The organism is Kitasatospora sp. NBC_00070 (genome assembly GCF_045041205.1).
Taxonomy (GTDB): domain Bacteria; phylum Actinomycetota; class Actinomycetes; order Streptomycetales; family Streptomycetaceae; genus Kitasatospora.
Genome location: NZ_CP108247.1, coordinates 1533275 through 1546593 on the forward strand (window position 1 = coordinate 1533275; position 13319 = coordinate 1546593).

The 13319-nt window shown below is 73.6% G+C and carries 6 protein-coding genes; all 6 read right to left on the reverse strand.

What is annotated here, in order from left to right; all coding sequences use genetic code 11:
- Positions 1-36 precede the first annotated feature (36 nt).
- The 6 genes from OHV05_RS07230 to OHV05_RS07255 are packed head-to-tail and all read right to left on the reverse strand — an operon-like array spanning position 37 to position 13285.
- Positions 37-750 (reverse strand): 4'-phosphopantetheinyl transferase family protein, encoded by a 714-nt coding sequence (locus OHV05_RS07230; RefSeq protein ID WP_405016906.1) that lies wholly within the window; start codon positions 748-750, stop codon positions 37-39.
- Positions 747-995 (reverse strand): hypothetical protein, encoded by a 249-nt coding sequence (locus OHV05_RS07235; RefSeq protein WP_405016907.1) that lies wholly within the window; start codon positions 993-995, stop codon positions 747-749. Before OHV05_RS07235 ends, OHV05_RS07230 begins: the two co-directional genes overlap by 4 nt.
- The gene (locus OHV05_RS07240; RefSeq protein ID WP_405016908.1) at positions 982-2769 is read right to left on the reverse strand and encodes an acyl-CoA dehydrogenase family protein; all 1788 of its coding nucleotides are present in this window, start codon (positions 2767-2769) and stop codon (positions 982-984) included. The genes OHV05_RS07235 and OHV05_RS07240 overlap by 14 nt, the downstream gene beginning before the upstream one ends.
- A gap of 28 nt (positions 2770-2797) precedes the next feature.
- On the reverse strand, positions 2798-4426 hold the full coding sequence (locus OHV05_RS07245) for an acyl-CoA dehydrogenase family protein (RefSeq protein WP_405016909.1): 1629 nt from the start codon (positions 4424-4426) through the stop codon (positions 2798-2800).
- Entirely contained in the window at positions 4423-6033 is a 1611-nt protein-coding gene (locus OHV05_RS07250; RefSeq protein WP_405016910.1) for a PfaD family polyunsaturated fatty acid/polyketide biosynthesis protein, read from the reverse strand. Before OHV05_RS07250 ends, OHV05_RS07245 begins: the two co-directional genes overlap by 4 nt.
- A gap of 40 nt (positions 6034-6073) precedes the next feature.
- Positions 6074-13285, reverse strand: coding sequence for a beta-ketoacyl synthase N-terminal-like domain-containing protein (locus tag OHV05_RS07255; protein ID WP_405016911.1), 7212 nt, complete (start codon positions 13283-13285; stop codon positions 6074-6076).
- Positions 13286-13319: the final 34 nt, after the last annotated feature.

The window sequence follows — 13319 nt, forward strand, 5'->3', positions numbered from 1 at the left end:
AGGTACGAGGTACGGCGAGGTACGAGGTGCTGCGGGTCAGCCGACCCAGGTGCAGTGCAGGCGGCCGGCGGCTCCGTTCTCGACCACCGCGGCGAGCACGAACCCCGGGGCGGGGTTGACCAGTTCGAACCGCCAGCGGGACGCGTCGCCGGGCGGCAGGGTCGGATCGGTGAGCCGGATCGGCGCCCGCCAGGGGGCGGAGAACGCGAAGCCGTCCAGCTCCCGGCGCAGGCCGGTGCCGATGGCCTTCAGGTAGGCCTCCTTGAGCACCCAGTAGGCGGCCACTCCGGTCGCCAACCCGGCGCTCAGCAGGTCGAGTTCGCCGCGCTCGGCCGGGGCGAACCAGCGCGGCAGGTGGGTCACCGCGTCCGGCCTGGCCGGGGTCCGCTCGACGTCCACCCCGCAGGAGCCGCCCTCGGTGACCAGGCAGGCCACCAGGCCGTCGGTGTGCGAGAGGTTGAACCGCAGCGCGTGGCCGTCCGGTTCGGGCTCGGGGCGGCCGGCCGCGCTGGTCCGGAACCGCCACTCCCCCATCGGCCGGCCGTCCCGGTCGCTGAGCGCGTGCCGGGAGAGCAGCCGGGCCCCGAGGAACCGGCGGCGGGCCGCCTCGGTGCGCTGCCGGGCCATCCGCAGCCGCTCCTCCCGGGTCAGCAGGACGTCGCCGCCGTACCGTTCGGCGAACCGGTCCACCCCCGCCTCGGTCAGCAGGTAGAGGTGGCCGTCGATCCCCACGGGTGCCTGGCCGTTCACGGGCGCACCCGGTAGGGGGCGGCCGGCCGCTGCTCCGGCGGGTTCGCCAGCGCGCCCAGGCCGAGCAGGTGCTTGAGCCACTCGTCCATGGACTGCCGGAAGCCGCTCCGGCAGGCCGGGCAGACCTTCAGGGTGTGGTCCAACTGCTCCTTGGCGAAGCGCTGTTGGCAACCGTTGCAGATCGCGGTGCGGGTCTCGGCACGGGCGTGGGTACGGCGGGCCCGGTCGGTGTCAGCTCTGGGCATGGACGGCTCCGGTGCGGGTCGCGAGCGGGAACTGCCAGTAGGAGAACAGCCGGTTCTCCCGGTGCAGGTGCCGCAGCACCCGCATCACCTCGTCCACCACGGCCGCGTCGGTGATCGACTCGTGCGGGCCGAACAGCCGGTGCAGCCGCTCCAGTTGGAGCAGCAGCAGGGCGCCGCTGGGCAGCGGGTCGTCCAGCGCGGCGCCCGAGTGCACGAAGGTGTGCAGGCAGGCGGCGGTGGCGTGCAGGGTGCTGTACTGCTTGGCCAGGTCGAAGAGTTCGGCCGACTGGCCGTACTCGCGGCCGAGGGCGGCCCGCAGCTCACCGGCCTGCCGGTGGATCGGCTCGGCCCGGCCGAGCAGCCCGGCCGCCACCTCGGCGGCCCGGGTCAGCCAGACCCGCTCGTCGCCCTTGGCCTCGGCGGCCAGCTCGCGCAGCCGGTCCAGCGTGGCCGGCGCGGCCAGCAGCGCGTCGTCCCGGCCCCGGCTGAACAGCTCCTGGTCCCACGGGCGGTAGAGCGGCAGCTCCTGGTCGATGCCGTACAGCTGCGGGACCCGCTGCTCGGCGGCGGCCCGGGCGGCGGTGTCCTGCGCGGCGGTACCGAGCAGGCCGTCCAGCTGGAGGGCGATGTTCTTCAGGTTCACCACGGTGTTGCCGTCGGCGAAGATCGCCACCAGCAGGTCGCGGAGCATCTTCTGGTAGATGCCGTAGTGCGGGTGGGCCCGCAGGTAGAGCCGGGCCCCCAGCACGATGTTCAGCTGGGCCATCGAGCGCTCCAGCAGGGTCGGCACGAAGTACTTGGCCACCGAGGACCAGACGCTGGTCTGCTCGGGCACCACCTGGAGGCTGCGCACCGCGCCCAGGCTGACCGCGTCGGCGATCATCAGATCGGCGAACACCTCGGTCAACTGCCGCCGGGAGTACGGGATGTCACTGACCTTCTTGCCGAAGATCTCGCGCTGTTCGGTGAAGTCCAGGGTCACCCGCAGCGCGGTGTCCACCGCCGCGAGCGCCATCGAGCCGATCGTGGTGCGGGCCACCTGGGCGCTCTTCAGCGCGATCTCCAGACCCTGCCCCTGGTGGCCGAGCCGGGCCTCGTCCGGGACGAAGACGCCGTCCAGCCGGATGCCGCTCATGTCGAGCGCGCGCAGCCCGTGCAGCCGCTCGTTGGGCAGTTCCTCGACCGCGCCGGCCGGGGTGTTGCGCTTCTCCACCAGGAAGATGGAGTAGCCGGCCGGGCCGCCCTTCGGGTCGGTCCGGGCGAACACGCTCACGCCGTCGGCCACCGTGGCGTTGCCGATCAGCCACTTCTCGCCGGTCAGCAGGTAGCCGCCGTCCACCTTCTCGGCGCGCATCTCGTTGCCGAGCACGTCGCTGCCGTGGTGACGCTCCGACAGGCCCCAGGCCAGCTTGCTGCCCTGCTTCATCAGGTCCACCACGTACTGCTTCTGCCGGTCCGTCCCGGCGATCCAGGCGGGCATGAAGCTGAGGCTGGTGAGCATCAGCGCGGTCGCCGAGGTCGGGTCGCGGCGGGCGATCAGGCGCAGCAGGTTGAAGCCGACCTCGACGTCACCCGCCTTGCCGCCCTGGGCCTTCGGGATCACGTACTCGTGCACGCCCCAGCGCTGGAGCAGGTTGACGAAGGCGTAGGGGAACTCCTCCCGTTCGTCGTGGTCGAGGATCTGCTCGAACGGCATCAGGCTGGTCGGGTCGTGCGGGTCTCCGAGGTGCGCTTCCAGCCGCGCGGCGAGCTCGGTCAGGTCTGCCTTCGGCACGGGGTTCTCTCTCCTGTGAGGCTGGACATCAGGCCAGGTGGACCGGGACGGCGGAGAACAGGCGGTTGGCCGCGTGCAGTTCGCGGGCGATCGCCAGCGCGGGCAGCAGCGGCCCGGCCGCCCGGCGCGGCGCGGTGCCGTCGGCCCGGGCCAGCAGATAGCCGAGCACCGCCGCCAACCAGTCGGCCCGGCCGAGCAGTTCGTCGTCCCGGTTGGCCGCGTGCAGGTGCACGCAGGCGGCTGCGGCGTGCAGCCAGGCGAACCGTTCGGCGAGGTCGACCAGGCCGTTGTCCTTCGGGTCGACCCCGGCCAGTTCCTCCGGCAGTCCGGCCAGCGCGGCCCAGAGTCGGGTCACCTGCTCGCTGCCGTCGGCCGTCGGCAGCGGGCCGCCGGTGACCAGGTCGCGGCCCCGGGCGTTCAGGTCCAGCCGGGCCGGGTGGTACGGCGGCAGCTCGGCGTTCAGGTCGAAGACCGTCCGGACCATCGCCGGGTCGGGCTCGGCCGACTTGCCGAGCAGGGCCGGGAGTTGACCGGCGAACGAGCGCAGGTTGGCCACCGTGCTGGTGTCCACCACCCGGACCAGTGCGGCGTCCCGCTGGAGTTTCTGGAACAGGCCGCCACCGGGGCCTTCGGTGCGCAGCACCGAGCGGGTGGCCAGCACCGTGCCGCAGCGCAGCATCAGGTCCTCCACCGCCTCCGCCACCACGTGCTTGGCGGCGCAGCCCCAGACACTGAAGCTCTCCGGTGCCACGTGGATGCCCCGGGCGGCCGCCAGCGCGACCGCGTCGGCGGCCAGCAGCGCCGCCGAGGCGATCGCCAACTCCCGTCGGGGGTAAGGGGAATCCAGCAGTGGGGTGCGGCCGATCCGGCGCCCCGCGGCGAAGTCGAGGGTCAGCCGCAGGGCGGTGTCGGCGCAGCCGAGGCTGCCCGCGGTGCTCATCAGGCGGACCACCTGCTGCGCCTTGACCGCCGCCTCCAGGGCCTCCCCGTCCCGGCCGACCAGGGCGTCGGCCGGGACGGGGTGCCGGTCGAAGGTGAGGTGCGCGAAGTCGATCCCGCGCATCCCACCGGTCGGCACCCGGGGGCCCCGCTCGACCCGGTCGTCGAGGTCGAGCAGGATCGCGGAGAACGCGGCGGGCCCGCGCTCCCCGGTCCGGGCCACCAGGTAGGCGGCCTCGCTGCGGTGGCCGAGACCGACCATCCACTTGGTGCCGCTGAGCTCCCGGCCGTCGCCGGCCGGGGTGAGCCGGGCGGTGTTCGCCAGCAGGTCGCTGCCGTGCTCGGCCTCCGACATCGCGAAGGCCACCGAGCCGCCCCGGCGCAGGATCGCGGCCACCCGCTCCTGCTGCGCGGTCGAGCCGTGCAGCAGGACGCAGGTCGCGGCGGTGATGCTGAACATCGTGCCGGGCATCACGTTCAGGTCCCGGCGGGCGGCGGTCCGCACCAGGGTCAGGCTGTGGTCGAAGGACCGGAAGCTGCCGCCCAGTTCGGCCGGCAGGTAGTTCAGGTGGAAGTCCCGCTTGCGCAGGACGGCGCACAGCTCCTCGGGGAACTCGTCGCGTTCGTCCCGGCCGACGGCCGCCGCGTACCCGAACGGGTTGGCGGCGTCCGTCGGGTCGCCCAGCTCGCGGTCGAGCTCCTCGGCGTGGGTGTTCACAGCGGCACCGGCCGGTAGTCGGCGGCCGAGGCGGGGATCCGGACGCCGGAGGTGCGCAGTTGGGCCACCCGGGTGTGGAAGGCGGCGCCGCGCATCAGGTGCTGGGCGACGTCGGCCACCCGGCGGTTGCCGGGGGTCTTCAGGTAACTGGCCGTCACCCAGTCGTTGAAGCTGCCCATCGCCGGGCCGCACCAGATCTGGTAGTCCAGCGTGCGGTCCGGGTCGCCGACCGTGGACCAGCGCGAGGACATCCCGAGGTACCAGCGGAAGACCAGCGCCATCCGCCGCTTGGGGTTGCCCTCGGCCCGGGCCAGCTGCCCGGGGTCGCGGCGGGAGAAGTAGCCGACGCAGTCCTGCCAGACCTCGTCCAGCGGGCGGCGGAAGATCTGCGTCTCCAGCCGGACCCGCTCCTCGGTGGGCAGCGCCTCCAGGCCGTCGTACGCCTGGTAGAGCTCGTACAGCCGCTTGGCCCGCATCGGGAACAGCGTGCCCTTCTTGAGCACCTGGAGCTCGACGCCCATCTCGAACATGTCGGCGGCCGGGGCCATCTCGCAGTCGGCGATGCCCGCCTCGGCGAGCAGGGTCTTGGCCGCCTTGGAGGCACCCGACTCGACGCAGGACTGGTTGACCGAACCGGTCACCACGTACGCCGCACCCATCGCGAAGGCCGCCGCCACCGCGACCGGGGTGCCCAGGCCGCCCGCCGCGCCGACCCGGATCTGGGCCGGGTAGCGGTGCTCGCGCTGCACGGTGTCGCGCAGCCGCAGGATGCTGGGCAGCAGCGCGGGCAGCGGCCGGCGGTCGGTGTGGCCGCCCGAGTCGGCCTCGACCGTGATGTCGTCGGCCATCGGGACGTACTTGGCCAGTTCGGCCTGCTCGTGGGTGACCAGACCCTGGGTCAGCAGCGCGCTGACCATCGCGGCGGGGGCCGGGCGCATGAAGCGCTCGGCGGTCTCGGTCCGGGAGATCTTGGCGATCAGCCGGTGCTCGGCGAGCACCCGCCCGTCCGGGCCCTGCCGCAGCCCGGCCAGCCGCCAGCGCACCACGTGCGGGGTGAGCGCCATGAAGGCGGACGCCTCCACGCAGCGCACCCCGTGGCGCAGGAACAGCTCGACCGCCTCGCGCTCCAGCCGCTCCTCGCTCGGACTGTGGATCAGGTTGACGGCGTACGGCAGGCCGGGGATCTCCTCGGCGAACCGGGTGAGCGCCGCCTCGATGGTCTCGGGCAGCAGCCCTGCGGCGCCGAAGGAGGCCAGGAAGCCCTCCCTGGCGAGCGCGATCACCAGGTCGGCGGAGGCGATGCCGCCCGCCATCGCGCCGGCCAGGTACGGGTGTCGGACCCCGTGCGCGGCCCGGAACTCGGGCGAGCCCAGCCGGTGGGTGGGCAGGGCCGCGACGGCGGCCAGCAGCGGCAGTCCGGCCGCCCCGCCGCGCCGGGTGCCGCTCGCGGCGGCCCGGCCCTCGGCGACGGCGCCGATGCCCTCGGGAGTGCGGACGATGAAGCAGGGGCGGTCGAGTTCGGCGAGCGCCTGGTAGATGCCCGCCGCGTCGGTGGCGGGGTAACTCTCCCCGTACCAGCGCAACGGGGTGGATTCCAAGGTGTCCATGGGTGGGGTGTCTCTCCTAGCGCGTGGAGGTGGGGGGTCGTCAGGCTTCGGAGCGGACCTCGATGGCCACGTCGGTCAGTTCGTAGATGCGCAGCCCGGGCTTCCACAGGTCCGCGTCGGCGATCACCACCACCCGTCCGGGCTCGCGGCGGATCTCCTTCACGTGCACGTCGAAGCTCAACTCCCGGTCGTGCCGGAGGATCTGACCCCGGTACTTCCAGCTGGTCTCGATCTCGGTGGCCAGCCCGAACCGGGGGTTCGCGACCCCCTCGGCCAGGCCCTGCTCCAGCACGAACAGCCGCAGCGCCTGGAGCACCGCCTCCACCCCGAGCGAACCGGGCATCACCGGGTCGCGGTGGAAGTGGCAGTCGAAGTACCACTCGTCCGGTCGCACCTCGCGGTACCCGTGCAGGTACCCCGCGCCGTGCCGGCCGCCGTCGGCGACCAGGTCGACCCGGTCCACCAGTGCGTAGTGCTCGCCCGGCAGGTGCAGCCGGCCGCCGCTCGGGTCGGTGAACGCCGGTGCGTCCGCCGGGAGTTCGATCCGCCGGACCCGCTCGGCGGCGGGCTTCTGCTGCTCGATCCAGGGGGCGACGAACTTCCCGGCGTCCAGCCCGGCCTGGTTGGCCAGCGCGGCGTCGCTGAAGTAGCCGAACAGCGACTCACCGGTGTAGAACACCTCGCCGTCGGCGGAGAGTTCGTAGCTGAAGTTCTGCAGCACCGCGCCGGACATCGCGCTGGTCATCAGCAGCTTGGAGTGGTGCCGGATGGTCTTCCCGCGCAGGTCCAGGTCCTTGACCAGGGTGGCCCGGCCGTCCAGGTTCCGGATCGCGTACTGCTCCTCGGGCCGCTTGAGGGTGGCGCCGAGGTAGTAGCCGAGCAGGATGGCGGCCTGCAGCGAGCTCTCCATGTACACCGCGTTGGGCATGTGCGGGTGCGAGTTGTGGGTGTAGTACCAGGCGTCGGCCGGGGAGTCGTACTCGGTGACCATCTCGGAGCCCGGGTTCAGGTCGCCCCGGGTGCCCTTGAGGGACATGATCCGGTCGACGAACTGGAAGTCCCCGTTGGGGATGTACGGCGCGCGGCTGTTCGCGTAGACGTCGAACTCGGGGCCCATCGCGGTGCCCAGATCGCCCTTGGCGGCGTGCGCCAGGTGCAGCTCGTTGATCATCGCGGGCTCGCCGGAGCGGTTCCGGCGGCCCAGGAAGACCGGCACACCGCCCTCGCCCGGACGGTACGGGGTGCCCTCCTTCTCCCGGATCTGGATGCCGAAGTTGTGCATCCGGATCACCGGCTTGTCACCGAGGTAGACCAGCACGTCGGCGATCACCGAGGGGCGCGGGAGCAGGGTCAGCTCCATCACCTCGATCTCGTACCGGATCTCCGAGTGCTGCGGGGTGATCTGGCCGCGGACCTGGACCTCGGTCTGCAGGCCGATGATGGTCTGGAAGCGCGCGTCCGGCAGCACCAGGTGCATGCCCTGGTGCAGCAGGTACGCCTGCAGGGCCTGCACCGCACCCTCGGCCACCATCGAGCCGGCCAGCACCGGGTCGTCCGGGAAGTGGCACTCGAAGTACCAGGCGCTCGGCTCCAGTCGCTTGCTCGCGGTGAGCAGACCGAGGCCGCGCGGGCCGCCGGTGCGGTCGACGGTCAGCTCGTCGATCATCCGGAGCTTGGCCACCGGCAGACGCAGCGCCGGGTTCAGCCCGGCGTCCTGGGCGTGGTGCGGCCCGAACACCTCGCCGGGGCGGCCCTGGGCGAGCAGCTCCAGGTCGGCGGCGGTCAGCCGGTTGTGGTCGGTGTCGGCGAGCGGCTTGAACCAGCCCTTGGTCAGGGCGGCCCGGGCGGCCTTCTGCTTCTCGGTGGTCACCACGCCGAGCGGGGTGTCCAGCTCGGCCTGGCTGAAGAAACCGGCCGAGGCGTCCTTGAGCTCGAGGATCAACTCCCCGTCGGCGTAGCAGAGGTAGGAGAAGAAGAAGAGCGTGGTCTCGCCCTGGGTGACGAAGCGGTTGATCGAGATGTCGTAGCGCAGGGTCTGGCCGGCCTTCGGCAGGTCGCCGTGGAAGACCAGGGTGGAGTCAAGCAGGCGGTAGACCCGCTGGCCCTTGTTCCGGAAGTCGATGCCCAGGTAGCTGATCAGCAGCAGGTCGCACTGACCGGCCTCGATCGCCACGGCCGGCGGCACGCCGCCGTCGACGGCGTACCAGGCGTCCTCGGGCACGTCGTACTCGGTGCGGATGAAGGACGGCTGGTAGACGCCGGGCTCCGCCTTCAGGTCGGTGACCCGGGTGACGAAGTGGTACGGCGGGGCGGGCAGTCGGACCCGCTTGCCGTAGCCGTCGATCTCGGCGAAGTCGGCGCCGAAGACCTTGGCCAGGCTGCCGGTGGCGAACTCCAGCAGGTCGGCCTGGTCCCAGATCACCCCGTCCGGCCGGGGCGCCCTGACGTCCTGGGCGGCGGGCGGCAGTTCGGGCCGGGCGGCGGGCGGCGGGGCGGCCGGCAGCGCGGTCTGGACCGAGAAGCTGATCGGCTCGGGCGCCGGGAAGGCGGGCAGCCCGGGGTCGGCGGGGGCCTCGGTGAGCAGCGCCTCGGCCCGGGCGAGGGTGGACTCCTGCAGGACGCGCTGGGTCTCCATCACCACCGAGTGGGTGGCCAGCAGTTGTTCGCGCAGCTCGCGGACCAGCTCGGTGGCGGCGGACCCGCCGACCGGCGCCGGGCGCTCCGGGGCGGCCGCCGCCGGACGGGGGTCGGCCACCGGTTCGGGCTCGGCCCAGGGGAGGAAGGAGATCGGCTCGCCGTCGAAGGCGATGACCTCGGGATCGGCGACTGACGGGTCGACAGGCATCGGGGCGTGGCCCTCCAGCGGGACGGGACCGACTGGTCCGGACGGAGAAGACGAGGGCACCCGCGCGGCAGCGGCGGGCACCGGGGGCACCGGCGCGGCGACGGGTACGGGAGCAGGGGCACCGGCACGGCCGGCACCGGCCATCGCGGGCACCCGGGCCCGGCTGAGCACCGGGCCGGCCGCCGCCGCGACCGCGGCCGGGATGGCCGGGCCACCGCCGACCGGGAAGCGCAGCCGCTTGCGGGCCGGCGCGGGCAGCACGCCCAGCAGGGCGGACAGGTCCAGCGGCACGCCGTGCGCCAGCAGCCGGGCGGCCAGCTGGGCCACCGACTTCGCGGCCGGCACCCCGCGCCGGTCGACCGAGACCGCCACGTGGGCGTCCTGGCCGAGCGACTCGCGCACCCAGCGGGTGCAGGTGGAGCTCGGGCCGACCTCGATGAAGTACCGGAAGCCCTGCTGGTACGCGGTGCGGGTGAGCCGGGGGAAGTCGATGGTGCTGCGCAGCGTGTGCGCGATCCGCTCCGCCACGGTCTCCCGGGACAGCCCGGCCACCGTGTCGTAGTCGTACGCGCTGAACAGCTGCAGATCGCCGGGCGAACCGACCGGGTGGTCGTTCAGCTCGGCCAGACCGGCCAGTTCGCCGTCCACCACCGGGCAGTGCATCACCGAGTTGACCGGGGAGCGGGCCGAGGGGCAGCCCAGCTCGGCGATCAGGGCCCGGCACTGGTCCGGCGCCCCGGCGATCACCACCTCGGTCGGGGTGTTCACATGGGTCAGGAAGAGCCGGTCGTACCGGGCCAGCGCGTCCCGCACCCGGTCCGCGTCGGTGAGCAGCACGAAGCTCGCCCAGACCGCCGAATCCGGGGTGTCGTCCGGCAGTTGCCAGAGCTCACGGACGGTCCGGCGGGCGCCGGTGAGCCGGTCCTTGAACAGCGGGGTGGCGCTGATCCGGTCGTCCCGGCGGGCCTCGCGCTGCCAGCCGCCGGTGGCGAACAGCATGCTGCTCTCCCCCAGGCTGTAGCCGAAGGCGCCGTGCGCCCGGACCCCGAGCAGCTCGCGCACCAGGTCGGTGTAGAGGATCGCGAAGCTGGTGCCGGTGGCCAGCATGAACGGCAGGTCGCCGCCGAGCTTCTCCTCCAGCGCCATCAACTCCCGCTTGCCGAAAGCCTGCTGACCACGCGGGTGGAGCATGGCCGAGCGGAACGCCCGGTCCGGCTGCTCCGCCTCGGTCTCGAACCGGGTGAGCAGTCCGGGGAAGGCCCGGAACAGGTCCCGGCCCAGGCCGGGGTAGGAGTTGAAGGCGCCCGGGTAGACCAGCGCGACCTTGCCGTCCGGACCGATCGGCCGGGCGGTGGCGAAGCTGCCGGCCGGGGTGGCCCACTCCTCGCCACGCTCCAGCACACCCGGCAGGTCGCGGACGGCGGCCTCCAGCTGCCCGCGCAGTCCGGCCGCGTCGGTGGCCACCAGGACCACCCGGGCGGTCTGCCGCTCCGTCAGCCGCTCGGCGGCGGCCACCGCGAGCGCGTACGGGTCGGCGCCGTCCGCCAGCAGCCCCAGCTGCCGGTCGAGTTCGGCGAGCAGCCCCGGGTGGTCCTCGGCGCCGAGTGCGAGCAGCACCGGTCCCGCGGCCCGTCGCCAGTCCCGCTCGACCACGGAGCCCCGGGTCTGCCCGGCGGAGAGCACCAGGTGACCGTGCGCGCCGCCGGCACCGAGGAAGCTGACCCCGGCGTACCGCCGGGCCGAGCGCTCGGTCCGCAGCCAGGGGCGGGAGGTCTCCGGCAGGTAGAAGCCGCCGGCCGCGAACCGCTCGGTGTGCTCCTCGGCCGGCCGCTGCCAGCCGGGGACGCCGGGCAGGTAGCCGTGGTGCAGGGCGAGCACCGCGCGCAGCAGTCCCGCCATGGCGGCGGCGCCCTGGGTGTCGCCGAGCTGGGCCTTGGCGCTGCCGAGCGCGAGCTCGGTCCGCCCGGCCGGGTAGACGGCGGCCAGCGCGGTCAGTTCGGCCGCGTCCAGGGCGGGCGTGCCGCCCGCGTGCGCCTCCAGGTAGCCCACCTGGTCGGCACCGATACCGGCGAGTTCCAGCGCCTCCCGGGCGACGTCCGCGAGCAGGTCCGCGTCCGCCTCCGGCAGCACGCCGTCGACCGGCACGGCGTGCCGGACCACCGAGGCGTCCAGCCGGGCGTACACCGGTCGGTCGCCACCGGGACGGGTGACCACCACCGCGCCCGCGCCCTCGCCGATCCGCCAGCCCTGGCTGCCGGCGCCGAAGCTCAGCCCGGCGCCCGCCACCGGCGGGGCGGACCGGAGCAGCAGCCCGTCCGGCGAACCGGCCAGGTCCACCGCGCCGACCAGCACGGCCTCGATCTCCGGGTCGAGCAGCAGCAGCCGGGCGATGTCGAGCGCCTCGGCGGTGCCCGCGCCGTCGGAGGAGATGGTGAAGGACGGGCCGGTCAGGTTCCACAGCGAGGAGATCCGGCTGGCCATGATGTTGCCGATGTAGCTCAGCACCTCGTTGGCCACGATCGGCTGGTGCACGCCGTCCCGGGCGGCCTGGGCGAGCTCCTCGACCTGACTGTCCGTCAGGTCGAGACCGGCCGCCCGGTACGCCTCGCGCAGCCGGCCCGCCAGGCCGTACCTGGCCAGGTGCAGATGGGCGCTGGGCTCGATCTCCATCGAGACCAGCACCGCGACCCGCCGGGGGTCGGGCCCGGACTGTCCGGCTGGCGCGGTCCGGTCGAAACCGGCGTCGGTCAGCGCCTCGTCGGCGACCTTGGCCATCAGGGCGTGCTGGAGGTTGTAGTTGCGCAGGTCGGCGGGCGGGATCCGGTAGTCGGCCGGGTCGATCGCGACCTGGTCGACGAAGCCGCCCTCGGGCAGCGTCCCGGCGCCCAGACCGGCCTGCTCCAGTGCGCCGCCGGTGGTGGACTCCAGTCCGCGCCAGCGGAGTTCGGGCAGCGGGCGGAAGGCGTCGCCGCCGTCGTGCAGGGCCCGCTCGAACGCGTCCACCGACTCCAGCGAGCCGAAGTGCGCGCCCAGGCCGACGATGTCCAGGGCCGGTGCGGTGACCGGGAGTTCGGCCTGCGCCGGGTCGGCCACAGCGGACAGCACCACGTGGGCGTTGGTGCCGCCGAAGCCGAAGGCGGAGACCGCCGCGCGGCGCGGCCCTTCGTGCGCGGGCCAGCTGGTCCGCTCGCGCACCAGCGCACCGCCGATCGCCGCGTTGACCGGCGCGGACACGCCGATGGTGGGCGGGAGTTCGCCGTGCTGCATGGCCAGCACGACCTTCAGCAGACTGCTCAACCCGGCCACCGTCAGCAGGTGGCCGATGTTGCCCTTGACCGAGCCGAGCAGCGGCACCGAGCCCTGCTCGCCGAACCAGCGGACCACCGAGTCGGCCTCGGTGGTGTCCCCGATCGGGGTGCCGGTGGCGTGGCACTCCAGGTAGTCGATGTCACCCGGGGCCACTCCGGCCTCGGCGTAGGCGAGCTGGTAACTGCGGTGCTGTCCGGCCGCGTTGGGGACCAGCAGATGGCGGCCCGCACCGTCGTTGGAGAGGCCGATGCCGTCGATCACGGCGTGGATCCGGTCACCGTCGCGCTGGGCGTCGGCGAGCCGCTTGACCGCCACCATGCCGGCGCCCTGACCGGTCAGGATGCCGGCCGAGGCGGCGTCGAAGGGCTGGCTGAAGCCGTTCTCGGGGTAGGCGTGCAGATCGGAGAAGGAGAGGTGGATCAGGGTCGGGTCGGGTGCGCAGACCCCGCCCGCCAGCACCAGGTCGGCCTGGCCGGCGGCGAGCTGGTCACAGGCCAGCTTGAGGGCGTAGAGCGCGGAGGAGCAGGCGGCGTCCAGTGCGAACCGCGGACCGCCGAGGCCGAGGGCGGCGCCGGCCACCCGGGCCGGGGCGCCGCTGACCCGGGCGTCCTCCGGTTCGGCGGCCTGGGCCACCGGGGCGGCCAGGCCGTCCAGGCCCGCCAGCCGCAGGCCCGCCAGGACCGCCTGGTCCACCAGCGGCAGGCTGAGCCGGGCCGAACCCGGGGTCGGGAAGGAGTAGTTGCCGAGGATCAGGCCGGTCCGGGCGAGCACCTCGGCGCGGTCGGCGTAGCCGCTGTCGCGCAGCGCCTCCCGGGCCACGTGCAGCGACCAGTGGAAGACCCGGTCCAACCGGGCCAGCCGGTCGGCGTCCAGCAGGTAGCCGCTGGGGTCGAACTCGAAGCCGGTGACGAAACCGCCCTTGCTGCAGTAGATCCGGTGTGCCGGGTCCTCGTCGCGCGGGTCGGCGGCCGGGCCGAAGACCTCGGCCCCGCCCTCCCGACGGCTGTCGACGCCGCCGCTCAGGTTCTGCCAGAACTCCTCGGGCGTCCCGGCCCCGGGGAAGAGGCAGGACAGGCCGACGATGGCGTACTTGCTCACGTTGTGGTCCTTCCGGAGCTTGTCGGCCGGGCCC

Coding starts and splice junctions, on each gene's coding strand:
- OHV05_RS07235 (WP_405016907.1), bottom strand. CDS start 995: ATGCCCAGAGCTGACACCGACCGGGCCCGCCGTACCCACGCCCGTGCC.
- OHV05_RS07250 (WP_405016910.1), bottom strand. CDS start 6,033: ATGGACACCTTGGAATCCACCCCGTTGCGCTGGTACGGGGAGAGTTAC.